This is a genomic window from Thermodesulfobacteriota bacterium, from assembly GCA_040756475.1.
GTDB lineage: Bacteria > Desulfobacterota > Deferrisomatia > Deferrisomatales > JACRMM01 > JBFLZB01.
In genome coordinates, this window is the sequence record JBFLZB010000008.1 from 1 (window position 1) to 26,085 (window position 26,085).

Sequence of the window (26,085 nt, forward strand, 5' to 3'; positions counted from 1 at the left end):
GCCGATTCTGGACCTCGCGCCCCTGCCCCCGAAACCGTAGACACACGACCTTTTCGAGGCCCCCGTGGATGCCCCCGGAATGATTGGCGATTCTCCAACCCGTCTGCTTACGGGGGCGGAACCCAGGTGTAAGCGTTCACGGGGGGTGGCAGGGAATCCGACGATGATGTGGAGACACGTGGGGCGGCCACTGCCAGGAGGGCTTTCCCCAGTGCCTCCACCGCCCGCCGGTGCTCGGGCTCCACCTCCCGGCGCCACCGCTCCAGGTCCGCCGCGGCCCTCGCCTCTCCCCATCGCTCCCGCGCGATGCGCAACGCCTCGCCCACCACCCGCTCCCCGGCCCGGGCGCGGCGCAGTCGCTCCCGGACCCCGTCAGGGTCGTCTTCCCCTGCCGCGTCGAGGTCCGCCGGTTGCCCCAGGGCCAGGGCAAGGGCGCCTTGGGTCGGGTTCAGTGCCCGGCTACCGCCAAGGGCAAGGTCGTAGAGACGGCCCTCAAGGGCTGTCACCTCCGCTCGCTCTTCTTGGAGCCGGGCGTTTACATCCTGAAACCTCTCAAGTGCCGCCGCCGCGTTCATCGCTGGGGTTGCCGCGTGTGTGCCGTTTCCGTTCATAGTGTCGCGCTCCTTTCGAAGGGGCAGTCGCTCCGGTTGATTTCTACCACTTCAGGCTCCCAGCCCTCCGGCGGGACCCTCTCCCGTTCGCCAGGAAGGAAGAGGTCGAGCCGCTCCAAGGCGCAAGAAAGCCCCCGAGGGGTCCTCGGGGGCTCTTGTCTGGGGTGGGGGGCCTACCCGGTGGGCCGCGCCTCTTCCACGAGTTCCACCAGGCCCGGGAAGTCCTCCCGGATGTCGTCCACGACCCCCCCTTTGGCGACGTAGTCCGAGAAGACCGGCCCTCGAAGAGGGGCTAGTGTCGCGCCGCCGAGTCACTCGGCTGCAACATCCTGGGATCGAACCGGAAGGGTTGCACCGAAAGCACCTGGACGGTCTCAAAGTCCGGGTGGCGGGGGTTGAGGATCAGATTCCGCTCGAACGGGATGATGGCGGAAGGTACGTCCAGACCACAGGCATCTCCAGCCTCCAGCCACCCCAGGGCCAACTCTTGTGTCGCCGCGATAGGCAGCGCACGGTCCCAGTCGGGGGGCAGCTCCTCCACCCCTACGCGACGCACAGAGACGCCGGAGACGTCGATCTGGATGGCGACAAGATCCGACGGCAGGTGCTTGCGGGCAGGGAGGTGGACAAACACCTCCAGCGCCGCCAGGGAAAGCGTCCTCGAAGTATAGAGGACGGGGGTCCCCCGAGGGTGCCATCGCCCAGGGTAGCGTCTTGCTCCTTCACCAGAGAGCGGGTTGTTCTCGCAGTGTTCCCGCTTGGTGATCCGCCAGACCTCGCTCAAGCAAAGATTCCGTGCTCAATGCGGCCCAGTTCCTCGTCCACGAGTCGAATGCCGGCCTCGGTGTCGAGAAGCGACACCGGGGTTTGTCCCCCCAGCGCGGGGATCGCATCGTGGAACCACCCCGCCGCCTGCTCTTCGTCGTCAAAGACGTGCAAGGCATGGACGGCCAGCAGCGCAAGCCGGTAGAGCCGGTCGGATTCGTGGGGCTTGAGGTACTTGTCCTTGCGCCGCCTGGCGAGGGTGCGCGCGGGTATGCCCAACGCGTGACTGGTCTCCTCGGCGCTCAATCCAAGCGTCTGCGCCGTGCGATCCATAGCAGGAATCGGCAGTCCCTCTCGCAGGAGGTCGATCATGGCGTCAGGAGAGTCCACGGCACTGCGCAGGATTGGTCGACCCCCGAGCATGTCACTGACGGTAGCGGGAAGTCCCATCCTTGGCCTCCTCTGGGCGCAGCCAGCCTGGTGCACTGATGGCGCTACGGTACCATGCCACATGGCAGAGAGCAACGCATCCGTGGCTCACCGAGGCCTTGGCCACGCGCCGGGCGCAGGGGCTTGGGGAGACAGTGGCCGATTCTCGCCGAATGGCCGCCAGCCGAGCAGCCAACACTTTGTCTCGGACCCTCTCGTCGGTCAAGAGGTCGGGCAGAAATGTGTCGCTCTCTTCGCCTGTCGATGGTGTCGATGGGGACATCCTTACCTTCTCTTTGTTCTTGCGGAACGCTCGGGATGCCCGCCACGGCCCGCTGGAGGCCGATGGTCGACCCGGTGCGGCGCCCCGGGGCTCACGAATCAGCGCTCGGTCAGCCACTCGGAGGTGTTGACCGCGAGCATGCCCTCCCTCACCTGCTCGAGCACGCCCGGGTCCCGTATCCTCTGGCTCAGGGCCCGGTCGGGGTAGACGTAGGCAGCCAGCAGGTGGGCGCACGGGGGCTCTCCCTCTTTCGACACTTGCAGCCGGTCTCCCGGCCGAAGCCACGCCCCCCCCGCCACCACGAGCCGCCCCGCCACAACCCCCAACACCTCCCCAGGCCGCGCCCGCAGGGTCCGCGTCCGCTCTCTCAGGGTGGACACCAGGGCTCCCACGCTCTCGGCATCTTCTGCCCCAGGCTCCAAGGCCAGGTACCTCTCGAAGTGGTAGAGCGCGAGGGGGGTGGCGTTGTATCCTCGGAGGAAGGCAACTCCGAGGTTGTAGTGGGCCTCGGAGAAGTTCGGAGAGAGTTCCAGGGCCTGAAAGTAGCAGTCGATGGCGTCCGCATACCGCTTGGCTTCGAGGAACTGGTTGCCCGCATCCTTGATCAGGATGGACGATCGCGGGATACTCCCGGCCCAACTGCCCGACGCGACCAGCACGGCGGTCAAGAGTGCGAAACCGTAGGCCATGTCTGCCTCCTTCCCCACGCAGGGAAAATCGGTTCACAAAAACAGCAGGAACCTACACACCCTCCCCTGCGCCGATGTGAGCCCGCGCACCGGACGCGCTCGCGGCAGGGGCCTGGAGAAACCTACCGCCTACGCTACCCCGCAGCAACCCGACGCAGGACGTCTTTGGGAACGGGTCCTCACGTTTTCAAGATGCGTGCCGGAACGATGCAAGCGGGAAGGAAGGCGACCATGCGCCGAAGTGCTGGACCCCTCGCGAAGGGCACGGCCCGTTCCACCGGGGCGCCTTGCGCACCGCTCTCGCCCCCCGGCTCCCTGCCGGAGCTCCTGGAGCGGCTGTACCGGCGGCACCATCGGCTGGAGAACCTCGCCCCGGACCCGTTGGTTTTCGCCCGCCGCTTTCGAGAGCCCCGGGAGGGGGAGGTCGCCGGTTTGATCGCCGCCTCCCTGGCCTACGGCCAGGTGGCACAGATCATGATCACCCTCGAAGGGGTCTTTTCCATCCTGGCGCCCTCGCCGAAAAGATTTCTCGAGGGGGCCTCGCCGGCAGAACTCTTGGCAGCAACGGCCGAATTCTCGTACCGTTTTCACAAGGGATCCGACCTGGCACTGTTCCTCCACCTGTTGCGGCAGCTTCTGGACCGTCACGACGACCTGCTCAGGGCGTTTCGGGCGGGCGACCCGGGGGGTCCCATCGGCCCGGCCCTGTCAGCCTTTGCAGACGCCCTGCTCGGGGGTGACCCGCGCCCCCTGCTGCCGAGCCGCACGATTCCGGCGAACCACCCGGTGCGCCACCTCGTCGCGTCTCCAGCGGGGGGAGGGCCGGCAAAGAGACTGTGCCTGTATCTGCGCTGGATGGTTCGCCGGGACGCACTGGACCCCGGGTTCTGGCACGGCGCGGTGGACCCGGCGCGCCTGGTGGTTCCCCTGGACACCCACGTGGCCCGCGCCGGCCGGGAACTGGGCCTGACCCCGCGAAAGGCTGCCGACTGGAAGACCGCCTGCGAAATCACCGAGGCGCTGCGGCGGTGCGACCCTGCCGATCCCGTGCGCTTCGACTTCAGCCTCTTCCGCTTCGGCATGGGCCGGGGACCCCGGGGGCAGGCCGCCTCGCCCTAGGCGGGTTGGTTCCCTGTGGGCCCGGAGCCGGGCGAGAGGGACTCGGCACTCGTCCCGGCGCTTGAATCGACCCCTCCCCTCCGCTATCATCGCGCCCTCGACTCCCCCCCCCGAGCCGACGTACGAGGAGCATCTTCTGGAGCTTTGTGCTCTCGCCAGCGGCAGCAAGGGAAACGCGGTGTACGTGGGGAGCGGCGGCCGGGGTGTGCTCGTGGACGCCGGGCTCCCGGGCAGGCACCTCGCAGGGCGCCTGGACCACGCCGGGATCGAACCGCGCCAAGTGGCGGCCGTGGTGGTGACCCACGGCCATCGGGACCACCTCTCCGGGGCGGGGGTGTGGGCTCGCCGGTACCGGGTGCCCCTCTACCTGACCGAGGCGTGTCGCGGCAGCGCCCACCGGGTTCTGGGGCCCTCGGGGCTGGAGGGGGTTGAGGTGCGGCTCTTCGAGCCCGGCAACCCGTTTCGGGTGGACGCCCTGGAGTTTCGGCCGGTCTCCACGAGCCACGACGCCCCGGACTCGGTGGGGTTTCGCGTGACCGACGGCGCCTGCGTCCTCGGCCTCGCCACCGATCTCGGCTTCGTCTCCCAGTTGGTGCGCCACGCCTTGAGGGATGCCCACATCCTGTACCTGGAGTCGAACCACGACGTGGACCTCCTGGCCCGAGGCCCTTACCCCTGGCATCTGAAGCAGCGCATCCGGTCCCGGCACGGCCATCTCTCCAACGGGGAGTGTGCGGAACTGCTCCGGGGTCTCGTGCACCCGGAACTGCGCGCGGTCGTGCTCGGCCACCTCTCGGAGATCAACAACGAGCCGCGCCTGGCCTTCGGGGCCGCGCACCACGTGTTGGAACAGACCGGAGCCGCCGGCGACGTGACCCTCCTCGTAGCCCGCCAGGACCGCCCTGGCCGGCTCGTCACCCTCTGACCCCCGTGCTCCAACGGACAACGGGCAACGGACAACGAGCATGATTTCACGTTACTCGCGGCCCGAGATGGCCGCCGTATGGACCGACGAAAACCGCTACCGGAAGTGGCTCGAGGTAGAGCTCTACGCCTGCGAAGCGTGGAACCGCCTGGGCCAGCTCCCCGACGAGGCCCTGGCGACCATCCGAACCCGAGCGGCCTTCGAGGTGGGACGCATCGAGGAGATCGAGGCCGAGGTCAAGCACGACGTCATCGCTTTTCTCACAAACGTGGCCGAGCACGTGGGGCCCGACGCCCGCTTCGTCCACATGGGGCTCACCTCCTCGGACGTGCTCGACACGTCGCTGGCGATGCTGCTCGTCGAGGCCGCGGACCTGCTCATCGCACAGGTGCGGGAGCTCTTGACGGTGCTCGAGGCCCGGGCCCGGGAGTTCAAGCTCACGCCCCAGATGGGCCGATCCCACGGCATCCACGCCGAACCCGTCACCTTCGGCCTCAAGCTGGCCTCGTGGTACGACGAGATGCGCCGCGGCCTCGCGCGCCTGGAGCGCGCCCGCGAGGCCATCGCGGTGGGAAAGATCTCGGGGGCCGTGGGCACGTTTGCCAACGTCGACCCCTTCGTGGAGGCGCACGTGTGCGCCCGGGCCGGGATCGCCGCCGCCCGGGTCTCCACTCAGGTGGTGTCTCGCGATCACCACGCCGAGTTCTTCTCCCAGCTCGCGCTGGTGGGCACCAGCATCGAGAAGTTCTGCGTGGAGATCCGCCACCTCCAGCGCACCGAGGTCCTCGAAGCCGAGGAGCACTTCGCCAAGGGGCAGAAGGGCTCCTCCGCCATGCCCCACAAGCGCAACCCCATCGCCACCGAGAACCTCTCGGGGTGCGCGCGCCTCCTGCGCTCTTACGCCCAGGCGGCCCTGGAGGACGTGGCCCTCTGGCACGAGCGCGACATCTCCCACTCGAGCGTGGAGCGGGTGATCGCCCCCGATGCGACGATCCTGCTGCACTACATGCTCCATCGGTTTACGAACGTGGTGCGTAACCTGGTGGTCTACCCGAACAACATGCTCCGCAATCTGGAGCTCACGGGGGGCCTCATCCACAGCCAGCGCCTGCTCCTCAAGCTCGTGGAGAAGGGCGCGAGCCGGGAGGACGCCTACCGCCTGGTGCAGCGAAACGCCATGAGAGTGTGGGAGGAAGGGGCCGACTACAAGTCGCTTCTCCGGGCCGACCCCGAGGTGGCGGCGCTGCTCACCCCGGCCGAGATCGACGAGGCGTTCGACCTGGGCTACCACCTCAAGCACGTGGACACGATCTTTCGCAGGGTGTTCGGAGAGGCGTGAGAGGTGAAACGTGAAGAGTGAAGGGGAGACCGTCCCCTCCCTTCACTTCTCACTTTTCACTTCTCACTTTTCACAGGGATTCCCCCAATGGCACAGCGGATCGAAGTAGGGATGAAGGGGCACCTGCGGGACCCTCGGGGGGAGGGGGTGGCCCGGGAGGTGCGCGAGTTCCTCCACTTGCCGGTGGAGGAGGTGCGCACCCTCGACGTATACACCCTGGATCTCGGCCTCACCCCCGAGCAGGCCGAGGCAGCCGCCCGGGAGCCCCTGTCGGACCCGGTGATCCAGGATGCCTGCGCGGGCGCCCCCTTGGCCCTGCGCCTCTATCCGGCCTTCCACTGGGCGGTGGAGGTGGGGTTCCTGCCGGGGGTTACCGACAACGTGGGGCGCACCGCCAAGGAGGCGGTGGAAGCCTTCCTGGACCAGAGCTTTCCCCACGAGCTCCAGGCCTATACTTCGGTCCAGTACCTGCTCCGGGGCGAAGAGCTTGCGCGAAGCCACGTGGGCGCCCTCGTGGAGGGGCTCCTTTCCAACCCCCTCATCCAGCACGCGCAGATCCTCTCCCGGGAGGAGTTCGGCGCGGGAGGGGGATTCGCCGTGCGGGTGCCACGGGTGCGGGAAACCGCCGAGGGCCGGGTGGAGGCCGTGGACCTGGAGGTTTCGGACGCCGAGCTCCTGCGCCTCTCCAAGGAGCGGCTCCTGGCGCTGACCCTGGAGGAGATGGAGGCGATCCGCCGCCACTATCGGGACCCCGCCGTGCGCAGCCGGCGCGCCGAACTCGGCCTGCCGCCGGTGCCCACCGACGTGGAGCTCGAGTGCCTGGCCCAGACCTGGTCCGAGCACTGCAAGCACAAGATCTTCAACGCCGTGATCCGCTACGACGACGGTTCGGGCGAGATCCGCACCGTGAAGAGCCTCTTCAAGACCTACATCGTGGGCGCCACCGAGCGGGTGCGAAAAGGCCTGGGAGCGCACGACTACTGCCTCTCGGTCTTCGTGGACAACGCCGGGGTGATCGCCTTCGACGACGAGTGGTCCTTGTGCTTCAAGGTGGAGACCCACAACTCCCCCTCGGCCCTCGACCCCTACGGCGGCGCACTCACGGGGATCGTGGGGGTCAACCGCGACCCCATGGGCACCGGGATGGGCGCCCAGCTCCTCTTCAACGTGGACACCTTCTGCTTCGCCGATCCCTTCTATCGGGGCGAGCTGCCCCCGCGGCTCCTGCATCCCCGGCGGATCTACGAAGGGGTGGTGCGCGGGGTGGAGCACGGGGGCAACAAGAGCGGCATCCCCACGATCAACGGCGCCGTGGTCTTCGACGACCGTTTTCTCGGAAAGCCCCTGGTCTACTGCGGCACGGCCGGCCTCATCCCCCGACTCGTCGCGGGCGCGCCGGGCCACGAGAAGCGCGCCCGGCCCGGCGACCGGATCGTGATGGCGGGCGGCCGGATCGGGAAGGACGGCATCCACGGCGCCACCTTCTCTTCCGAGGAGCTCCACGAAGGCAGCCCCGCCACGGCCGTCCAGCTCGGGGACCCCATCACCCAGAAGCGCCTCTACGACTTTCTCCTGCTGGCCCGCGACCGGGGGCTCTACCGCTCGATCACCGACAACGGCGCCGGCGGGCTCTCCTCGAGCATCGGGGAGATGGCCGAGCAGTCCAACGGGGCGGTGCTCGATCTCGACCGGGCGCCGCTCAAGTACCCGGGGCTCCACCCCTGGGAGATCCTCGTGTCCGAATCCCAGGAACGCATGTCGCTCGCGGTGCCGTCCGAGACCCTCCCGGGATTCCTGGCCCTGGCCCGTGAGATGGGGGTCGAGGCTACCGACATCGGCGAGTTCACCGCGAGCGGGGCCTTCGAGGCCCGCTACCGGGGAAACACCGTTGCCCACCTGCCCCTGGACTTCCTCCACGACGGGCTCCCTGCCATGGAGCTCGCGGCCCGGTGGGAGAAGCCGATCCACGAAGAACCCGCGTCCCCCTGCCCCGCCGACCTCACGCCGGACCTCCTGGGCCTGCTGGGCCGGCTCAACGTCTGTTCCAAGGAATCCATCGTGCGGCGCTACGACCACGAGGTGCAGGGGGGCAGCGTGGTGAAGCCCTTCGTCGGGGTCGCCAACGACGGGCCCTCCGATGCAGCGGTGGTGCGGCCGCTCCTGGACCGTTTTTCCGGCGTGGTGACGGCCAACGGCATCTGCCCCCGGTACAGCGACGTCGACACGTACTGGATGGCCGCCGCCGCCGTGGACGAGGCGGTGCGCAATGCCCTGTGCGTGGGCGCCAGCCTGGAGCACCTGGCGGGGCTCGACAACTTCTGCTGGTGCGACCCCGTGCAGAGCGAGCGCACCCCCGACGGGGAGTACAAGCTCGCCCAGCTCGTGCGGGCCAACGAAGCCCTCTACGACCTCACCGTGGCCTACGGGGTGCCGCTCGTCTCGGGCAAGGACTCGATGAAGAACGACTACCACGTCGGGGGGACGAAGATCTCCATCCCGCCCACGTTGCTGTTCAGCGTGATCGGCAAGGTCGACGACGTGCGCCGGTGCACCACCATGGACGCAAAGCGCCCCGGCGACGCGGTGTACGTGCTGGGCACCACCCGACCCGAGCTGGGGGCTTCCGAGTATTGGGCCGCCCGGGGCTTCATCGGCAACCAGGTGCCCCAGGTGCGGGTCGACGAGAGCCTGCTCCTCTACCGGGCACTGGAAGAGGCGCACCGCCGCGGCCTGGTGGCCTCGTGCCACGACTGCTCCGACGGCGGGCTCGCGGTGGCGCTGGCCGAGACCGCCTTTGCCGGGGGGTTCGGCATCGCCGCAAACCTGGCCCGCGCCCCCGCCGAAGGGCTGACCCGGAACGACGAGCTCCTCTTCTCCGAGTCCCAGAGCCGCTTTGTGGTGACCGTGCGCCCGGCCCACACCCCAGCCTTCGAGGCCCTCTTTGACGGAAGAGCGGCGGCGAGGGTGGGCCAGGTGACCGCCGAGCCCGTCCTCGTGCTCGCGGGGCTGGGCGGCGGCGAGGTGGTGCGCGCGCCCCTGGCGGCCCTGAAGAAGGCATGGCAGGAACCGCTGGCTGGGATTTGAGAGGGCCGACCCGTCCGACGGGTTCTCTGCGAAAGGAACTGCGATGAAGGCCGTCAAGGCCCTGGTGCTTACCGGAAACGGGGTCAACTGCGAACGGGAGATGGCTCATGCGTGCCGGCTCGCGGGGGCCGAGGCCCACGTCGTCCATCTGGCCGAGGTCTTCTCGGGCCGGGTTCACCTGGCGGACTACCACTTCCTCAACTTCCCGGGGGGCTTTTCCGACGGGGACGACCTGGGCTCGGCCAAGGCCGGGGCCGTGCGCCTCAAGTACGGGAAGATCCAGGACGACGGGCGCCGACGGTTCCTGGAGGACCTCCTGCGCTTCGTCGCCGGCGGCAAGCTCGTCCTGGGCGTATGCAACGGCTTCCAGCTCCTGGTGAAGCTGGGCCTGCTGCCGGGGCTCGACGGCCGGTACGCCGAGCAGACGGCGAGCCTCACCCACAACGATTCGGGCCGCTTCGAGGACCGCTGGGTTCACCTGGCGGTCGACCCGGCGAGCCCCTGCGTCTTCACCCGGGGGCTCGACCGCCTCTACTACCCGGTGCGCCACGGGGAGGGGAAGTTCGTGCCCGCAGAACACGACGTGCTCCGGCGCGTCGGCGCCCAGGCCCTCGTACCTCTGCGCTACGCCGGCTCCGACGGCCAGCCCACCCAGCGCTACCCCGAGAACCCCAACGGGAGCGTAGGGGCGGTAGCAGGGCTGTGCGACCCCACGGGGCGCATCTTCGGGCTCATGCCCCACCCCGAGGCCTTCCTCCACCGCACCAACCACCCGCGCTGGACCCGGGAAGAGCTGCCCGAGGAAGGACAGGGACTGGCCCTCTTTCGCAACGCGGTGGAGCTCATCCGCAGGGAGCTCCTGTAGCCGGAGGCAGACCGCGTGGGCGTCGGCCGCCCGCGCCACGGAAGCAGGTGGTGGGGATTACAGGCCACCTGGATGCACCGTCCAAATCGAAATCGATCTCGAAATCGATCTCGACTTCGATTGCGATTCCGATTCGGTAAGGGGGTAGGGGCTGACATGCCTCGGCGGCCGGAGGCGCAGCCGCGCCAGACGTTTCTCTTTGGGGCGCGGGTATCCCCGTGTCCTCGGGTCACTGGACAACCATCGGGAGCGCGCATGTTCGACAGGTGGCACGACGAGTGCGGGGTCTTCGGGATCTACAACCACGCGGAGGCCTCCAACCTCGCGTATCTGGGGCTCCACGCCCTCCAGCACCGGGGGCAGGAAAGCGCCGGCATCGTCACCTCCGACGAGGTCACGATGCGCATGCACATCGGCATGGGGCTCGTGCAGGAGATCTTCGACGAGGAGATCCTCGCCCGGCTCCCCGGCAGCCACGCCATCGGCCACGTGCGCTACTCCACCACCGGGGCCAGCGTGGCCAAGAACGCCCAGCCCTTCTACGCCGACACCGTCCACGGGCCCATCGCCATCGCCCACAACGGCAACTTGGTCAACGCCCCGGCGCTGCGTCGGAGCTTGGAGGGGCGAGGCAGCATCTTCCACACCACCAACGACACCGAGGTCATCGCCCACCTCTACGCCCGGAGCCAGAAAGAGAAGCTCCTGGACCGGCTCGTGGACGCCCTGCGCCAGGTCCAGGGGGCCTACAGCCTGGTGGTCCTGGTGGAAAAGCGCCTCATCGCCGTGCGCGACCCCTTCGGCTTCCGGCCCCTGGTGCTCGGCAAGGTGAAGGACTCCTTCGTGGTGGTCTCCGAGACCTGTGCCCTGGACCTCATCGAAGGGGAATACATCCGGGAGGTGGAGCCCGGAGAGATCCTCATGATCAGCGCCGAGAAGGGCCTCCAGAGCTTTCGGCCCTTTGCCCCGGCCCCCCACCGCCAGTGCATCTTCGAACACATCTACTTCGCGCGCCCCGACTCGGTGATCTTCGGCCGGCCCGTCTACCAGGTGCGCCAGGCCTTCGGCCGGGAGCTCGCCCGGGAGCACCCGGTCGAGGCCGACGTGGTCGTGCCCGTGCCGGACTCGGGCATGGTCGCGGCCCTCGGCTACGCGGAGGAGTCCGGCATCCCCTTTGCCCTCGGGCTCATCCGCAACCACTACGTGGGGCGAACCTTCATCGAGCCCGAGCAGTCGATCCGGCACTTCGGGGTCAAGCTCAAGCTCAACGCCGTGCGCCACGTCTTGCAGGGAAAGCGGGTGGTGGTGCTCGACGACTCCATCGTGCGCGGCACCACGAGCCGCAAGATCGTGAAGATGATCCGGGAGGCCGGCGCCCGCGAGGTGCACATGCGCGTGTCCTCTCCCCCCACGTGCTATCCGTGCTACTTCGGCATCGACACCCCCACACGCAAGGAACTGGTGGGGTCGAGCCACTCCGTGGCGGAGATCGCCCGCTACCTCACGGCGGACACCCTGGGATACTTGAGCCGCGAGGGCCTGCAGCGGGCAACAGACTACGGGCCGTATGTCTACTGCGACGCCTGCTTTACCGGCAACTACCCCATCCACCCCGACCGCCCCGAGGGGACGCAGCTGGGGTTGTTCTAAGGAGAACGCCGTGGAACCATCACTCGACCAACTGAAGGAAGAGCTCCTGGCGCTCCTCCGGGAGAAGTCCTACCAGGAGCGGCCGGTGACCCTGGCCTCGGGGCGCCGAAGCAATTTTTACGTGGACGGCAAACAAACGGCGCTGCACCCCCGGGGCGCGTACCTGATCGGCCGCCTCTTCTGGGAACGGCTGGGAACCTTCGGCGCGGTGGACGCCGTGGGGGGCCCCACCCTGGGGGCCGACCCACTGGCCACCGCGACGAGCCTCGTCTCCGGCCTCCAGGGGGCGGGGTTGCCCGCCTTCATCGTGCGCAAGGAACCCAAGGGCCACGGAACCCAGAGCTGGATCGAAGGCAAGCAAAACCTCGCCCCGGGCGCCCGGGTGGTGGTGCTCGAAGACGTGGTGACCACGGGGGGGTCGAGCCTCCAGGCGGTCGAGCGGGTGGAGTCCGAGGGCTACCGGGTGCTCGGCGTCCTGGCCCTGGTGGACCGGCAGGAGGGCGGCCGGGAGGCCCTGGAGGGCCGGGGGTACCGCTTCGAGGCCCTCTTCACCAAGGCAGAGGTCCGGGGGAGGCGGGACGCGGAGGAAGACGCATGACCCGGCCGAGAGGGCGTTTCCCGGCGTTCCTCGTCGCGGCGGCACTTCTGGCCGGCGCCGGGTGCGCGTACGGCCCCGAAGACATCCGGGTCACCCGGGGCTTTGCCTCGCCCGCAACGGCCTACGGCGCCCTGCTCCCCCGCCACACCCGCAGCGCCGAGCTCTACGACGCCCTCGACACGGTGGCCAAAGGCTGGGCCACGTGGAAGTCACCCCAGCTCCGGTCCGCCCTCGCCGAAACGAGCATCGCGGCGTACCGCCTCGAGGGGGACGCCGCCCGCACCTTGCGGCTCGAGGAAGAGCGGGCCGGCCGGAGGGTGAGGGAGTTCCACCTGGCCCTTTACACCCCCAAGAAGGACTGGAACGACCTGGAATCGGCCCACACCCTATGGCGGGTCTACCTGACCCTGCCCGGGGGCGAGCGCTCCGAGCCGGTCCGGGTCATCTACCTTCCCAAGTCCGACAAGAGCGCCGTGGAGCACCCTTACGTCACCCGCTGGACCCGGGAGTACTCCCTGCTCTTCCCCATCCTCGACGGCACCCGGGCGGACCTGCCGCCCACCCTGGTGCTCACCGGCCCCCTGGGAACCCTGCGCTTCGCGTTCTAGCGGCAGAGCGCTTTGCCGAACGGGCAACGGACGTTGCTCTGCCTGTCCCTCTCTCGTTCGAAATCGGTATCGGTATCGCAATCGGGATCGGGGTCGGGGTCGAAACCGACTTCGATTTGGATTGCGAGGGCGAGGGGGGAGAACTCCCCGCCGTCCCTCGGCAATGGGGTTGCCCCTCACCTCGTCCGTCACTCCAGGGGCCGGAATCCCCCGCGGGTCCGATCCCACTCGTAGTCCCGCGCCCCCCACAGCGCCCGCAGGTCCGCCGGGTCGAGCCCCAGCCCGTGGGCGCCCTCCAGACGTTCCAGGGCGTCGAGCACCTCGGCGTCGCTGATCTGGAAATCGGCGTTGTGATCGGCCCAGTGTACGAACTCGAGGTCGATCCGGCCCTCGCCCCGCACGGCGCTGCTCCCGTCATCCGCCCCGGGGGTCACTACCTCCCCGAAAAACCGGTGCGCCGATCCCTCCGTCCCTCCGGGCGGGGCTCGGACCAGGTAGGCGACCCGACCTCCACCATCCTCCAGGGTGAGAATCCACTTGATCGTTCCGTCCGGGGCCGGCCCCTGGTCGGGGGAAGGCTCCGCCCCCAAGAGCGCCCACCCCGGCGGCAGGGTCTCCCGCAGGATCACCCTTTGCCCAACCCCCGAGACCGCACGCAGGTGAACCACTACGGGAACCTCGGTTCCCGGGGGCGTGTAGAGAGGAAGCCGGCGCTGGCCCTCCACCACGAAGGGCGCCGGTCCCGCAGCGCGCCAGAGCGTCCAGAGCCCCAGGAGGACGAGGACCGCCACCCCGCCTACCCAGGGCCAGAGACGGGGTCGAGGACGCCCCTCCCCTTCTTCCTGAGCCTCGGGAGCCGCCGGGGCTGCGGAAGCGCCTTCCGGCGCGGCAGGCTCCTCCTGGAGAATTGAATCCAGGTCCACTTCCAGGGCGTCGGCCAAGGCTTGGGCGTTCTCGCGCTTTACGGCGGGGGTGCGGTTGTTCTCCCAGCGGCTCACGGTGTCCACGCTCACACGGGCCACCTCGGCCACGTAGAGCTGGGTGAGCCCTTTCGACTCCCTGAGGAGGCGCACTTTCTCACCGTCGAGCCGCACCGTGGGCGGTTTGCGAAGCAACAGGGTCATGGCTCCCCTTGGTCCGTGCGTCATCGGCCGTGCCGCAAGAGATCGGAAACCTAGCAGACTCCCGCGCCGAAGTCACCCCCGGGCGCCGCGCCCGATTCTCCACGGGGCTCGGGCGACCCGGCACGGGCCCGGGACAGATCCGACACGGCCCCGACGCGGCCCGGCACAAGGCCGTATGCCCCCCGATGCGGCTAGCGAACGCGGCGCGCGGGCCGTATAGAGGGGGCAGAGGGCGGAATCGGCCGCCCCGGTTTTCCACCAAGGAGGCAGACCATGAACCGACGCATCCTCGCAACCGCCCTCATCGCCGCAGCCCTTGCCGCCGCCGCATGGGCGGCGAGCCCGCCCCCGGAGCCCGCTCCGGTAACCAACTTCGGCAAGAAGGCCCCGGTGGTCTTCGACCACAGCCAGCACGCGGGCGAGGGGTTCACCTGCGTCCAGTGTCACCACAACGAGGCCGAGGGCACGTTCCGGTGCGGCTCGTGCCACACCCTGGAAGGGGAAGGAGACGTCCTCAAGATCCGCGACGCCTTCCACGGCAAAGACGTGGGCAAGTGTTGGGGCTGCCACCTGGCGCCCGACGCCGGCACCAAGCTCAAGTGCAGCGATTGCCACAAGGAGTGAGCAGGAGCGGCGTCAGCCGTTGGCTCGGGGAGGGCGGCCCCACGGGGGGTCGCCCTTCACCTTCCAACCGGGACCCGCCACGGACGATTCGCGACACGATGCGTGCGCCTGCTCCCCACCAACGACGCGCAACCTGCACGGTTCGGCGTGCAGCGGACGCACGACGACGGCCCAGACCGGACGCGGGCAGGATATTGACACGCCCATGGACGGGGTAGATAATCAGCAGCCCTTGATCGGGGCCCATAGCTCAGCTGGTGAGAGCTGCCGGCTCATAACCGGTCGGTCCCTGGTTCGAATCCAGGTGGGCCCACCATCCCCGCCCACCTCCTGTGCGGTGTTTGCTGCGTACCCATGCTCGAGACCGGAGAACCACAACGCGGAGAGGTCGCCTCCTAGATGGTTGTCACCATCGAGGACGTGGCCCGAGCCCTGGAGGAACTCGCCCCGCCAGGGCTCGCGGAACCCTGGGACCGCTGCGGGCTCCAGGTGGGCGATCCCCGGGCGCCGGTCCACGCGGTCCTGGTGGCTCTGGACCCCTCCCCCCAGGCTCTCTCCGAAGCCCTTCGCCGCCGAGCCCAGCTCCTCGTCACCCACCACCCCCTGCTGCTCGAACCCCCTGCCAGTCTCGATCTCTCCACTCCGCTGCCCCGCCTCCTGGCCGACTTCATCCGCTCCGACGTGGGGGTGTACGCCGCCCACACGAGCCTGGACCGTGCCCCGGGTGGCGTCAACGATGCCCTGGCACGGTGCCTGGGGCTCGGCGAGGTGCGCTGCCTCGGTTCGGGGGAGACCCTGTACAAGCTCGTGGTCACCATTCCCCTGGGGTACGAGGACCCGGTGCGCCGCGCGCTGGCCGCAGCCGGCGCGGGGAAGATCGGCAAGTATGAGGGCTGCGGCTTCGGATGCCGCGGAATGGGGGTATTCGTGCCACGGGAGGGGGCCCGGCCCTTCCTGGGCGAGCCCGGGAAGGAAGAGCGGGCGGACGAGACCCGCTGGGAAGTCGTGGTGCGCCGCAGCGCGCTGCCGGGTGCGCTGGCCGCGGTGCGCCGCGAGCACCCGTACGAAGAACCGGCGGTGGACGTGTACGCGCTGGAAGGGACCGTCTCGGAGGGAGGGCTCGGCCGCTGGGGGGTCCTTCCGGCACCGCGGACCCTGGGAGAGTGGGCGCGCGATGTGGCCCAAGTTCTCGGGGCAGGTTCGGCGCGCCTGGTGGGCGACCCACGGGCGGTGGTGGAGCGGGTGGGGGTGTGCGGCGGAAGCGGCACCTCCCTTTGGCCCCAGGCCGTGGCCGCAGGGGTTCAGGTGCTCGTGACGGGCGACGTCAAGTACCACGCGGCCCTCGAGGCTCGGCAGGCCGGGTTGGCCCTGCTCGACGTGGGCCACGCCCCGAGCGAACGGGTGGCGATCGACGTCGTGGTCGCTCATCTCGCATCCTGGGCCGGCCGCAGCGGCGTTGGCCTGGAGGTGAGCGCCTTTCGGGAAGCCGACCCCTTCCTCCCCGTGGAGATCTCGGGCGGCCCGCGGGGCGCCCGTTGCGAGAAGACTTTGCTGTAACCCGAGCGGCGAGGAGGAAGCGTTGGACGCAGACGTACTGGGACAGCTGGAGAAGCTGCAAGAGGTAGCCGACGAAATGGACCGCCTGGAGGCAAGGCGCCGGGGCGCCGTGCAGGCCAAGGAAAAGGCCGACGCTTCCTTGCAGGAAGCATCGGTTCTCCTTGCCGGCAAGGAGGAGCGGGCGCGGGCCGTGGACATGGAGCGCCGCAAGCGCGAGCTGGTGCTCAAGGCCGAGCGGGACCGGATGGCTCGAGTGAAAGGGCGCCTGGGCGACGTCAAGACGAGCCGGGAGTATCAGGCGGTGCTCCAGGAGATTGCGTCGGCCAAGCACACCATCACCGAACAGGAGGAAGCCCAGCTCCGGGAGATGCAGGAACTGGAGTCGATGGAGAGCGAGATTGCCGGGTTGCGGGGCGAGCTCCAGACTCTGGGCGAGAGCTCGCGCACCGCGCAGCAGGAACTGACCCGGGTGCTGGAGGAAACCGACGCCGCCGTGGCCGAGTGCAAGGGCCAGGAGTCGTCGATCCTCAAGAGCCTTCCCCGGGAGGCCGTGGACCGCTACCGCCTCATCCGCTCCCGCCGGGGGGGACTGGCGGTGGTGCCCGCCAAGAACGAGGCCTGCACCGCGTGCTTCATGCGCCTGCCGCCCCAGATGTACCTTGAGATCATGCGGCGCACCAAGGTGATCCAGTGCCCCAACTGCCACCGCATCCTCATCCCTCCGAAGGTCCGGGCCGAAGAGTGAAGCGGCAGGGGCCGGTGGGGGGGCGCAACCCGGCGGCCGGGGCGAAGTATGTGCCCGCCAGTGCATTAGCGGGAACGAAGTTAGGAAGGGAGGCAGGGAGAGAGGGCGGGCAGCCGCCCCGTCAGCGGGGAGGAAAGTCCGGGCTCCACAGGGCAGGGTGCTGGATAACGTCCAGTCGGGGTGACCCGAAGGAAAGTGCAACAGAGAGCAGACCGCCGGACTCCGGTTCGGCAAGGGTGAAACGGTGAGGTAAGAGCTCACCAGCGGCCCGGGTGACCGGGCCGGCTCGGCAAACCCCACCCGGAGCAAGACCAAATAGGGGAGCGTTACGAGGGCTGCCCGCCCCAGGCTCCCGGGTAGGTCGCTCGAGGCCTCGAGGAATCGAGGTCCCAGAGGAATGGCTGCCACCCCCGCAGGGGGGCACAGAACCCGGCTTACGACCCTCTCGCCCTCCCTCCCTTCCCTTTTTGGGGGGCATCGGCCGACCTTCGATTGACAGGGAAACGGGGGGTTGCCTAGACTTCGTAAGATTTGTCACGATCTCACGCGTCGACATCCAAGGGAGGCTCGTCATGTCTTGCCGAACGTCTCGGTTCGCCACGGTGCTGATCGCTCTGGCCGCCTTGTGCCTCGCGGGCCCTTCCTGGAGCTCGGAAGACGAAGAATGGGTGGGCAAGCCCGCGCCGAGCTTCGAGCTCAAGGACCTGGAGGGCCGGCCGCTCCACTTGTCGGAGCTCCTGGGGAAGAAGGTGGTCTGGCTCAACTTCTGGGGCCTTCGCTGCGGCCCCTGCGTGCGGGAGCTCCCGGTCCTGGAAAAGCTCTACCAGACCTACAAGGACAAGGGGTTGCTCATCATCGGTCTGAATGCCGACGGGGTGGACGCCGCCTTCATTGCGAAGCAGTTCGAGACCCGCGACGATCTCAAGGCGGCGGGGGTCACCTTCCCCATGGCGCCGGACACCGACTTCGCGGTCATCGATGCCTACGGGCTCCTGGGCGCTCCCCTCAACGTGATGATCGACCGCCAGGGGGTGGTGCAGTTCCGCCACGAGGGGTACGAAGACGGGGACGAGATCCATTACGTGAAGGTGCTGGAGAAGCTGCTTGTCCAGTGACCCTGCGCGGGGTTCCGGGGGCCGACTTCTGCTGCTGCTTGCAGCCCTCTGGCTGGGCGTGGGCTGCACCACGGTGCGGCCCCAGGGCGAGGTCTGGCAGCTGGAGACGGTCGTCCCCCTGGAGGAGGGCAAGGTCGAGGTGGGGCGACCCTACTTCGACTTCACCGCCCCCGAGCTCATGGGCGGCACCGTGCGCCTGTCTTCGTTGGTGGGCAAGAAGGTGGTGCTCCTCCAGTTCTGGGGTATCCGATGCGCCCCGTGTCTGGCCGAGATGGAGTTCCTGGTGGACTTGCAGTCCCGCTATCGAGGCCGGGGGCTCCAGGTGATCGGCGTCAATACGGATCGGGCGAGCCCGGCCCAGCTCACCGAGGCCCTGGTGGCGCGGAAGATAGAGCCCGCGTACCCGCACGTGCTGGACCCCAACCTGACCATTGCGAGACACTACACCCAGTGGCTGATTCCGGTAACGGTCCTCATCGACCGCACCGGGGTCGTACGGGCCGTTCACACCGGCTACAAGCCGGAGCTGGCAGGCGCCATCGAGGCCGAAATCGAAGCCCTGCTCGGGAGGTGAGATCGTGGGGAAGGCAACTGCCGTCCTCTGTCTGTGGACGCTCGTGGCCGCTGTGGGCTCGGCGTCGGGAGACGCCTTCGACCCCCCGGGGTACGCGGGCAGCGACCGGTGCGGCCCGTGCCACGCCGAGAAGTACGAGGGCTGGAAGCAGACCTTCCACGCCACCGTGGTCCAGGACGCCAAGCAGAACCCGTCCGTCGTCCTCGGCGACTTCTCGGTCCCCGGGCTCGGGTTCACCCTCGACGACGTGGAGTTCACGATCGGGGGACACTGGGACCAGCGTTACATGAAGAAGATCGACGACGATTACTACGTGCTCCCGAAGCTGTGGAGCGTCCAGTCCCAGACCTGGCGCCCCTACAACGTGTGGTCCTGGCGCAAGAAGCCCTACTCGAAGTTCTGCAAGGGGTGCCACGTCACGGCCTACGACCCGCGGGCGAACGTCCCCACCGCGGAGAACCGCGTGGGGTGCGAGGCCTGCCACGGTCCGGGATGGAATCACGCGGCCAGCGGCGGGAAGAAGCCCATCGTCAACCCGGCAAAGCTGTCCGAAGACCGCCGCGACATGGTTTGCGCCGCCTGCCACGTGCGCGGACAGGACAACTCGGGAGAATACTACTTTCCGGTGGGGTACGTGCCGGGCGAGGACCTGGGGCTCTACTATCGTCCAATGGAAGTGCCGGAGGGAGAGACCAACAGCCAGGCGATCCTGCGCGAGTTCTCCAAGTGGAAGAGCGACCGGGAATCGAACACCAAGGTGCGGTGCGAGGTCTGCGGTATCTACGACGCGAGCGAGGAGAGGCGGCCCGAGGCCGCAGGGGCCATGGGGCTGTGCCTGGGCTGCCACGACTTCAAGGACCGGTACGCCGAGCACTCGCGCCATCCGGATTCCGCCCAGATCCTCTGCCTCGACTGCCACGTACCGCAGACTCCGGAGATCATGAACACCGAGCGTCTCGACATTCACACGCCCGGATACTTCCTGTTGCACCCCGACAACTGCTACGATCGACGCATCGAGAACCGCTGCGGCAAGTGCCACGCCGACAAGGGCCTCGAATGGGCACAGAGGCTCGTCGAGCAGTGGCGCCGGCCGGTGGAGGTGAGACATTGAGCGGGGACCGGGGCGACGAAGAGACTGCCGAGCGGCGAACAAAGGAGCGGGACATGAGGAGCAGCACGTGCGCTAAGCTGGGAGCCATCGTCGGGGCTGCCCTCCTGGGAGTGGCCGGGTGGATGGGCTCGGCGACCGCGCAGGACACCGCGATGAAGCTCAAGATCGGGGACCGGGCTCCGGACTTCTCCCTGGAGGAGTTCACGACGGGCCAGCAGGTGACCCTCTCCCAGTACCTGGGCAGGAAGGTCGTGATGCTCGAGTTCTGGGCCACCTGGTGCGACATCTGCAAGGTCGAGATGCCCCGTCTGGTGCGGGAGTACGAGGAGTACAAGAACAAGGGCTACGAGCTCCTGGCCATTACCCTGAGCCGAGGCGACGACAAGGACCGCCGAAAGATCCAGGCCCTCAAGGACCAGCACAAGCTGAGCTACCCGATCCTCCTCGACACCGAGTACGAGGTTGCCACCCGGGTGTATGGCCTGTCGGGCCCCATTCCCCTGAAGGTCATCATCGACTGCCAGGGACGGATCCGGTACTCCCACGTGGGTGACTACGCCGACGGCGTCAGCGAGGTACCCTTCGTGCTCGACGAACTGCTGGCCGATCCCGCCTGCAAGCGGTGAGACGAGACCTCCTACCGCTGCTCCTCGCAGGGCTCGCCGGGCTGTGCCTGGCGGGCCCTGACGTGTCTCTCCTGTGGGTCTCCGGGGGGGCCGAGGCCGCCGTGCGAACCCTGCCCCGCCGGTCGCCGTCGGGATCGCCGGCAGTAACCGACGCCCTCGCCGCCCCCACCGAAGCCGGGCGAGTGCAGGCTCTCCTCGCCGTGATGGGGGGAGACGACCTCCCCGCGGCCCTGGAAGCCATGGAGATGCTCGCCTCCATGGGCCCCCCCGTCGTCCCGCGCCTGGTCTCGGAAATGCGCCACACGCGCAACAACTGGCTCGTGGGAGGAGCCCTGGTGGCCATGGGCTCCCAGGCGGTGGGACCCATGATCGAGCTCCTGGACAACGCCACCGAGGCCACGGTCGTGGACTGCCTCTACCTCCTGGGGGAGATCCAGGACCGCAGGGCGGTTCCCACCCTCGTTCGATACCTGGACGACCGGCGAGACAAGGTGCGGATGCACGCCGTAACGGCGCTCCTCCAGATCGGCGGGCCTCGCGCCGTGGAGGCGGTGCTCTCGCGGCTGACCCGGGAGGGCAAGGGGCTCGAGAGCTTCATCGTCGAGAGCCTCCTGCGTTACGGCAGGAAGAGCGTGGAGCCGGTGCTCCAGAGCCTCCTGAGCGACGACCCCCGAGTGCGGCGGGAGGCGGCCTACCTCCTCGGGGGCCTGGGGGACCTGCGGGCGGTGGACCCGCTGCTCCGGACCCTCGGAGACCCCGACCCCCGGGTCCGCCGCAATGCGGCCTACGCACTGGGTGAGCTCGGCACCGCAGTCTCGGAGCCCCAGGGCATCGTCATCGCCCTGAGCCTGAGGCTCGCGGACGAATCGCCGGAGGTGGCCGACTCGGCGCGCGCCGCCCTGGTGCGGTACGGGCCCCGGGCCGTCGAGACGCTGATCGAGCGCGCCCGCACCGGCGGGGAGGACGAAAAGCTGGCGTGTCTCAACGCCCTGCGGGAGATCGGGAGCCCGGAGGGCGAAGCGGTCATGATCGAGCTCTTGCGCCACCCCCAGCGCCGGATTCGGATTGCGGCCGCAGCCGGTCTCATCACCTCTGGAACGGGCCGGGCCGTGGAGGCCCTGCTCGACGCTCTTCGCGACGACGACCTGCGCTGGTTCGCGACCCTCGCCTTGGAGAAGGTGGGCGGCGAGAATCCCGACCTCTTCTTCTCCGCCCGCCCCAACGACCCCACCATGAGCCTGCGAACCCAGATCCTCGTGAGGCTGGGCCCGGCGGTGATCCCCGCCCTGCGCGAGCATCTGCGTGACGAGAGCGTAGGCCGGCGAGCAGCGGCCCTCTGGATCCTGGGAGAGATCGGAGATCCCTCCGCCGCGCCGGACGTGCTGGGGCACCTGATCGACCCCCACCTGGGGTGGCTCGCCGGACGAGCGCTCCACAAGCTCGGGCAGCCCGGGCTCGAGGCCCTCGTACGGTATACCCAGGCACCCCCTTCGGAACCCGGTGCCCACCAGGCGGTGGAGGCACTCGCCCTCTTCGACGACGCGCGAGCATGGGACGCCCTGGAAGCAGCGGTGGGGGGGGGGTTGCCCCGAGCCGCCCGCGTGCGCTCGGCCGTGCTCGTATCCTTGTCCGGCGACCCGGCCCGGGTGGACCGCCTGCGGGCGTACCTCGACGGACCGGGGCAGGGGCTCTGGCCCGACGTGGAAGCCGCCCTCCGGGCCGAGGGCCAGGTGCGATAAGCCCCCGCGGAACGTGCGCCATGCGCGCCGCGCGCGACGCGTTGCGTTGGTTTTCCCGCCTGTGCTACCGTAACCGCCGGCACTCGGGGCCGTCTCCGGCCCTCGTCTTCGCCGTGGCCGGGAAACATGACCCAGACCAAGTGCATCCGCGTGCTCATCGCCGAGGACCAGCGTCTCCTGCGCCAGTGTTTCCAGGAAGTCCTGGACCTGGACGCGGAGATCGAGGTCGTGGGCGCGGCGTCGGACGGCCTGGAGGCCCTGGTCCTGGCCGAGAAGTACCAGCCCCACGTGATCCTCATGGATCTGGCCATGCCCAACCTCGACGGCATCAGCGCCACGGGGCTGATCCACGAGCGCCTGCCGGGCGCCAAGGTCCTGATGCTCTCCCTCCACGACACCCCCACGCAGGTGGGCAAGGCCGTAAAGGCGGGGATCGCCGGATATGTCCTCAAGGACGTGGATCTGGCAGAGCTCGTTCGCATCATCAAGGCCGTGCACCGGGGAGAGGAGATCCACTCCCCGTTCCTCGCGGACCAGAAGCTCCACGCCGCCACCGACCGAAGGCGCTACGGTCTCTCGTCCCGGGAGCTCCAGGTGCTCAAGCTCCTGGTGCAGGGGTTGAACAACGCCGAGATCGCAGAGGATCTCTGCGTCTCCGAGCAGACCGTGAAGAAGGAGCTCGTGAGCCTCTTCGAGAAGCTCGACGTGAAGAACCGCACCCAGGCAGCGGTCAAGGGGGTCCAGATCGGCCTGGCCGAGCCCCTGGGCTGACGCGGTCCACCCAGAGCGCTTCGCCCTCCCCTCTCCTTCGAGACACGAAAGGCTCCCATGGTCCTCGCCGTCGCCGGGAGCGGCAGAAGAGACGCCAACTCCGCCCGACTTCTCGCCGAGGCCCTCGCCGGATACGGCGCGGGCGGCAGCAAGGCGACAGAAGCCCTCACCCTGGCGGACCTCTCCTTCCGCGGCTGCATCGGGTGCCGCGCCTGCCGGGAGTCCGCCGATGCCTGCGTGCTGCTCGACGACCTCACCCCGGTCCTCGAGGCCACGGGGCGAGCCGACGCCCTCGTGCTCGCGGCCCCCATCTACTATGGCTACCCCTCGGGGCTGTTCAAGTCGTACCTCGATCGCTGGTATGGCTTTCGCGACGGCAACCGGGCGCTGCGGATGCGGGAGGGGCGCCCCGCCCTGCTCATCCTCACCCAGGGCCACCCCGACCCGGGAGCCTACGCCTGGACCCGGGAGAGCTTGGAGAAGGTGCTCACCGCCTACGGGCTGCGGGCGACGACCCTCGTGGGGGCCGGCCTGGAGGGCGCCCAGGACGCGACCCAACGGCCCGAGCTCATGGCCCGGGCGCGGGAGATGGGAGCCGCCCTGCGCGGGTGACTTCGCGGCACACCCGGCCCCGTCGGCCGGCGCCCGCCCCCCGGGCGACCCGGTGGGCGAGAATCCTCGGGCGAAAGCGACGGCTCGTGGAAGGGAACACCCTGAGGAGGCAGGACCGATGGAGGGATACCCCGTCACCGCCCGGATCGAGGTCCGCTGGCGCGACGTCGACGCGATGGGGCACGTGAACAACGCCGTGTACTTCACCTACCTGGAGATCGCCCGGGCCCGCTACTGGGAGGCGGCCTTCCAGGCCCGCACCATCCAGGACATCAACTTCATCGTCGCTTCGATCCAGTGCGACTTCCTCGCCCCCACCCGCTACGGAGCGGAGGTGGAGGTGGGCATCCGGATCCCATCGGTGGGCCGCACGAGCTTCGAGTTCGCGTACGAGGCCCGGGCCGAGGGCGGCCGCCCCGTGGCCCGCGCCCGCAGCACCCAGGTGCTCTACGACTACGCCGCCGACCGCAAAATCCCCCTGACCGACGCCTGGATCGACCGGGTCGCCTCCCTGGAGGGCCGACAGCCGCAGCGGCGGTGAGGGGAAGGGGTGCGCCCCAACCTCGGAATCGGTATCGCTATCGGAGCCCAGTCCGATTTCGATTCCGATCCCGATCCCGATTCCGACCGGAGACTTCCTCAGCGCAGCAGCGCCGGGAGGAACGTGGCCGTGGCGGGAAACGCCATCATGATCCCGATGCAGGCGGCGAACGAGAACAGGAAGTACGACACTCCCCGAAAAACGGTGGTCATCGGCACATCCCGCGACATGGCCGCCACTACGAAGGCGTTGACTCCCACCGGGGGGGTGACGGCCCCCATGGTGGTGACCACCGTGATGACCACCGAAAACCACAGGGGGTCGTACCCGAGCTTCACGGCCACCGGGTAGAAGATCGGGAGCATGATCATAAGGAGCCCCAGGGCGTCCATGATCGCCCCGCCCACGGCGAAGATCAGGAGCATCAGGACGAGGATCACCCCGCGGTGAATGGGCAGGCCGGTAATCCACTCGGCCGCTTCGAAGGGGATGCGGGTGATGGTGAGGAAGCGTCCGAAGATTACCGCCCCCGCCACGATGACGAGGATCATGCACGACATGCGGATGCTGTCGTCCACCGCCCCGAGGAATTTCTTCCACGTCAGGTGGCGGCCGGCGAGGCTGATGACGAGGGCGAAGAAGGCCGCGGCGGCCCCCGCCTCGGTGGGCGTGAACCAGCCCGCGAAGAGCCCCCCCATGATCAGGGCAAACAGGAGCAGCATCTCCACGGAGCCGGGGAGGCTTGCGAGCTTCTCCTTCCAGCTCGTCCTCGGGCCCCGGGGGCCCGCGCCGGGCTGGATGCGGCACACGACCCACACCGTCGCGACAAACAGGCCGGTGAGGATCAGCCCCGGGATGAACGCTGCGAAGAACAGACGGGCGATCGAGTCCCCGGTGGAGAGACCGATGAGGATCAGTACGACGCTCGGAGGGATGACGACCCCCAGGGTGGCCCCGCACGCCACCGAACCCGTGCTCAGGGCGTTGTCGTACCCGAAGCGGCGCATCTCGGGCAGGGCCACCGTGCTCATGGTGGCCGCGGTCGCGGCGTTGGAGCCGCAGATCGCAGCAAAGCCCGCACAGGCCATCACCGTGGCCATGGCCACCCCCCCGCGGATGTGCCCCAGCCACGTGTAGGCCGCCCGGTAGATCCGCTCGCTCAGGCCGGCAGCAAAGCAGATATTGCCCATGAGGATGAACAACGGGATGACCGTGAGCCCGTAGGACGAAAACGTCTGCCACAGGGAGCTGCCGGCCATGTTCAGGGCGGCCCTGGGGTTGACCACCACCGCAAACCCCAGGTACCCCACCAGGGCCATGGCAAAGCCCACGGGCATGCGAAAGAGGAAGATCACGGCCATCAGCGCCGCGATGCCCGCGAGGCCCACTGACACCGGGTCCATCAACCCTCCTCCCGCTCCCCGCGCAGCGCTCCGATCCCGTCGAGGACCAGGCCGAAGCACAGCCCCCAGAGCCCCAGGGCCACGCAGAAGACGATGGGATGAAAAGCCACCCGGAGGGTCTCCGAGACCTCGCCGGTACCCATGAGGTCGAGGCCGAGACGCCCGATACGGTACCCGGCGAGACCGAAGAACGCCGCGCAGACCAGGTGGGACACCCCGCCCAGGGCCCCCTGGAGGCGGGGTCCGAACCGCTCGAACACGATGTCGACCGAGATGTGGTTGCGGCGCTCCTGGGTGTAACCCAGGGCAAAGGCGGCGATCAGCGCCCCTCCGAACCCCATGAGCTCGAAGGAACCCTGCACCGGCCGGCCCAGCGGCCGGAGCACCATGTTGGCCACCGCGATGCCCATGGTGACGAGCAGGGTCGCCGAGGCCGCGCGCAGCATCCACCGGTTGACGAGCCGCGAGGCTCGCCGCAGCCAGGCCATGGAACGTCCTCCGCCCACTAGGCGCTGAGGTCCCGAAATATTGAGTAATGCGTCAAGTTTCTCACCGAACCCCACCGGACCGGAGCC

Annotated in this window: 26 protein-coding genes, 1 tRNA gene and 1 other RNA gene; 21 read left to right on the forward strand and 7 right to left on the reverse strand. The window is 68.8% G+C overall.

Features of this window, described 5'->3' with window-relative positions; genetic code table 11:
* Nucleotides 1–107: 107 nt before the first annotated feature.
* The 4 genes from AB1578_02185 to AB1578_02200 form a co-directional block, all read right to left on the reverse strand.
* Nucleotides 108–506 (reverse strand): hypothetical protein, encoded by a 399-nt coding sequence (locus AB1578_02185; GenBank protein MEW6486707.1) that lies wholly within the window; start codon nucleotides 504–506, stop codon nucleotides 108–110.
* A gap of 397 nt (nucleotides 507–903) precedes the next feature.
* Complete coding sequence (locus AB1578_02190) at nucleotides 904–1,395, reverse strand: RES family NAD+ phosphorylase (GenBank protein ID MEW6486708.1); 492 nt, start codon at nucleotides 1,393–1,395, stop codon at nucleotides 904–906.
* Nucleotides 1,392–1,826, reverse strand: a complete 435-nt coding sequence (locus tag AB1578_02195) for an antitoxin Xre/MbcA/ParS toxin-binding domain-containing protein (protein MEW6486709.1) — start codon at nucleotides 1,824–1,826, stop codon at nucleotides 1,392–1,394. The genes AB1578_02190 and AB1578_02195 overlap by 4 nt, the downstream gene beginning before the upstream one ends.
* A 360-nt stretch (nucleotides 1,827–2,186) precedes the next feature.
* Nucleotides 2,187–2,777, reverse strand: coding sequence for a tetratricopeptide repeat protein (locus tag AB1578_02200; protein ID MEW6486710.1), 591 nt, complete (start codon nucleotides 2,775–2,777; stop codon nucleotides 2,187–2,189).
* A gap of 231 nt (nucleotides 2,778–3,008) precedes the next feature.
* Between AB1578_02200 and AB1578_02205 the strand changes: the two genes are divergently transcribed.
* The 8 genes from AB1578_02205 to AB1578_02240 all read left to right on the forward strand — a co-directional run bounded on the left by AB1578_02205 (nucleotide 3,009) and on the right by AB1578_02240 (nucleotide 12,965).
* Nucleotides 3,009–3,896 (forward strand): TIGR02757 family protein, encoded by an 888-nt coding sequence (locus AB1578_02205; protein ID MEW6486711.1) that lies wholly within the window; start codon nucleotides 3,009–3,011, stop codon nucleotides 3,894–3,896.
* Nucleotides 3,897–4,074: 178 nt separating this feature from the next.
* Nucleotides 4,075–4,821 (forward strand): MBL fold metallo-hydrolase, encoded by a 747-nt coding sequence (locus AB1578_02210; protein MEW6486712.1) that lies wholly within the window; start codon nucleotides 4,075–4,077, stop codon nucleotides 4,819–4,821.
* Nucleotides 4,822–4,861: 40 nt separating this feature from the next.
* Nucleotides 4,862–6,160, forward strand: a complete 1,299-nt coding sequence (purB, locus tag AB1578_02215; protein ID MEW6486713.1) for an adenylosuccinate lyase — start codon at nucleotides 4,862–4,864, stop codon at nucleotides 6,158–6,160.
* A gap of 87 nt (nucleotides 6,161–6,247) precedes the next feature.
* Nucleotides 6,248–9,244 carry a phosphoribosylformylglycinamidine synthase subunit PurS gene (locus tag AB1578_02220; GenBank protein ID MEW6486714.1) on the forward strand — a complete coding sequence of 999 codons (2,997 nt, stop codon included), beginning with the start codon at nucleotides 6,248–6,250 and terminating at the stop codon, nucleotides 9,242–9,244.
* Between the two features lie 43 nt (nucleotides 9,245–9,287).
* Nucleotides 9,288–10,109, forward strand: coding sequence for a phosphoribosylformylglycinamidine synthase subunit PurQ (locus AB1578_02225; GenBank protein MEW6486715.1), 822 nt, complete (start codon nucleotides 9,288–9,290; stop codon nucleotides 10,107–10,109).
* A gap of 255 nt (nucleotides 10,110–10,364) precedes the next feature.
* On the forward strand, nucleotides 10,365–11,759 hold the full coding sequence (gene purF, locus AB1578_02230; protein MEW6486716.1) for an amidophosphoribosyltransferase: 1,395 nt from the start codon (nucleotides 10,365–10,367) through the stop codon (nucleotides 11,757–11,759).
* A gap of 10 nt (nucleotides 11,760–11,769) precedes the next feature.
* Nucleotides 11,770–12,357: an orotate phosphoribosyltransferase gene (gene pyrE, locus AB1578_02235; protein MEW6486717.1), complete on the forward strand. Its 588-nt coding sequence runs from the start codon at nucleotides 11,770–11,772 to the stop codon at nucleotides 12,355–12,357.
* Nucleotides 12,354–12,965, forward strand: a complete 612-nt coding sequence (locus AB1578_02240) for a hypothetical protein (GenBank protein ID MEW6486718.1) — start codon at nucleotides 12,354–12,356, stop codon at nucleotides 12,963–12,965. Before pyrE ends, AB1578_02240 begins: the two co-directional genes overlap by 4 nt.
* 188 nt (nucleotides 12,966–13,153) lie before the next feature.
* Here AB1578_02240 and AB1578_02245 read toward each other — a convergent pair whose 3' ends face one another.
* Nucleotides 13,154–14,089, reverse strand: coding sequence for a helix-turn-helix domain-containing protein (locus tag AB1578_02245; protein MEW6486719.1), 936 nt, complete (start codon nucleotides 14,087–14,089; stop codon nucleotides 13,154–13,156).
* Nucleotides 14,090–14,362: 273 nt separating this feature from the next.
* Between AB1578_02245 and AB1578_02250 the strand changes: the two genes are divergently transcribed.
* The 13 genes from AB1578_02250 to AB1578_02310 all read left to right on the forward strand — a co-directional run bounded on the left by AB1578_02250 (nucleotide 14,363) and on the right by AB1578_02310 (nucleotide 24,107).
* On the forward strand, nucleotides 14,363–14,713 hold the full coding sequence (locus AB1578_02250; GenBank protein ID MEW6486720.1) for a cytochrome c3 family protein: 351 nt from the start codon (nucleotides 14,363–14,365) through the stop codon (nucleotides 14,711–14,713).
* A gap of 239 nt (nucleotides 14,714–14,952) precedes the next feature.
* A tRNA-Ile gene (locus AB1578_02255) sits at nucleotides 14,953–15,029 on the forward strand.
* Between the two features lie 83 nt (nucleotides 15,030–15,112).
* On the forward strand, nucleotides 15,113–16,270 hold the full coding sequence (locus AB1578_02260) for a Nif3-like dinuclear metal center hexameric protein (GenBank protein ID MEW6486721.1): 1,158 nt from the start codon (nucleotides 15,113–15,115) through the stop codon (nucleotides 16,268–16,270).
* A 22-nt stretch (nucleotides 16,271–16,292) separates the two neighbouring features.
* Complete coding sequence (locus tag AB1578_02265; GenBank protein MEW6486722.1) at nucleotides 16,293–17,015, forward strand: C4-type zinc ribbon domain-containing protein; 723 nt, start codon at nucleotides 16,293–16,295, stop codon at nucleotides 17,013–17,015.
* Nucleotides 17,016–17,112: 97 nt separating this feature from the next.
* Nucleotides 17,113–17,468: RNase P RNA component class A (gene rnpB, locus AB1578_02270), an RNA gene on the forward strand.
* A 119-nt stretch (nucleotides 17,469–17,587) separates the two neighbouring features.
* Nucleotides 17,588–18,130 carry a TlpA disulfide reductase family protein gene (locus AB1578_02275; protein ID MEW6486723.1) on the forward strand — a complete coding sequence of 181 codons (543 nt, stop codon included), beginning with the start codon at nucleotides 17,588–17,590 and terminating at the stop codon, nucleotides 18,128–18,130.
* Entirely contained in the window at nucleotides 18,120–18,704 is a 585-nt protein-coding gene (locus AB1578_02280; protein MEW6486724.1) for a TlpA disulfide reductase family protein, read from the forward strand. Before AB1578_02275 ends, AB1578_02280 begins: the two co-directional genes overlap by 11 nt.
* A 4-nt stretch (nucleotides 18,705–18,708) precedes the next feature.
* Nucleotides 18,709–19,818 (forward strand): multiheme c-type cytochrome, encoded by a 1,110-nt coding sequence (locus AB1578_02285; GenBank protein ID MEW6486725.1) that lies wholly within the window; start codon nucleotides 18,709–18,711, stop codon nucleotides 19,816–19,818.
* A 53-nt stretch (nucleotides 19,819–19,871) separates the two neighbouring features.
* Nucleotides 19,872–20,444, forward strand: coding sequence for a TlpA disulfide reductase family protein (locus AB1578_02290; GenBank protein MEW6486726.1), 573 nt, complete (start codon nucleotides 19,872–19,874; stop codon nucleotides 20,442–20,444).
* Nucleotides 20,441–22,183: a HEAT repeat domain-containing protein gene (locus AB1578_02295; protein ID MEW6486727.1), complete on the forward strand. Its 1,743-nt coding sequence runs from the start codon at nucleotides 20,441–20,443 to the stop codon at nucleotides 22,181–22,183. Before AB1578_02290 ends, AB1578_02295 begins: the two co-directional genes overlap by 4 nt.
* A gap of 126 nt (nucleotides 22,184–22,309) precedes the next feature.
* The gene (locus AB1578_02300) at nucleotides 22,310–22,954 is read left to right on the forward strand and encodes a response regulator transcription factor (GenBank protein ID MEW6486728.1); all 645 of its coding nucleotides are present in this window, start codon (nucleotides 22,310–22,312) and stop codon (nucleotides 22,952–22,954) included.
* A gap of 57 nt (nucleotides 22,955–23,011) precedes the next feature.
* Nucleotides 23,012–23,566, forward strand: a complete 555-nt coding sequence (locus AB1578_02305; protein MEW6486729.1) for a flavodoxin family protein — start codon at nucleotides 23,012–23,014, stop codon at nucleotides 23,564–23,566.
* Nucleotides 23,567–23,684: 118 nt separating this feature from the next.
* The gene (locus AB1578_02310) at nucleotides 23,685–24,107 is read left to right on the forward strand and encodes a thioesterase family protein (protein ID MEW6486730.1); all 423 of its coding nucleotides are present in this window, start codon (nucleotides 23,685–23,687) and stop codon (nucleotides 24,105–24,107) included.
* 98 nt (nucleotides 24,108–24,205) lie between these two features.
* Here AB1578_02310 and AB1578_02315 read toward each other — a convergent pair whose 3' ends face one another.
* Both AB1578_02315 and AB1578_02320 read right to left on the reverse strand, forming a co-directional pair.
* Nucleotides 24,206–25,510: a TRAP transporter large permease gene (locus AB1578_02315; protein MEW6486731.1), complete on the reverse strand. Its 1,305-nt coding sequence runs from the start codon at nucleotides 25,508–25,510 to the stop codon at nucleotides 24,206–24,208.
* Nucleotides 25,510–25,998 carry a TRAP transporter small permease gene (locus AB1578_02320; GenBank protein ID MEW6486732.1) on the reverse strand — a complete coding sequence of 163 codons (489 nt, stop codon included), beginning with the start codon at nucleotides 25,996–25,998 and terminating at the stop codon, nucleotides 25,510–25,512. Before AB1578_02320 ends, AB1578_02315 begins: the two co-directional genes overlap by 1 nt.
* Nucleotides 25,999–26,085 lie beyond the last annotated feature (87 nt).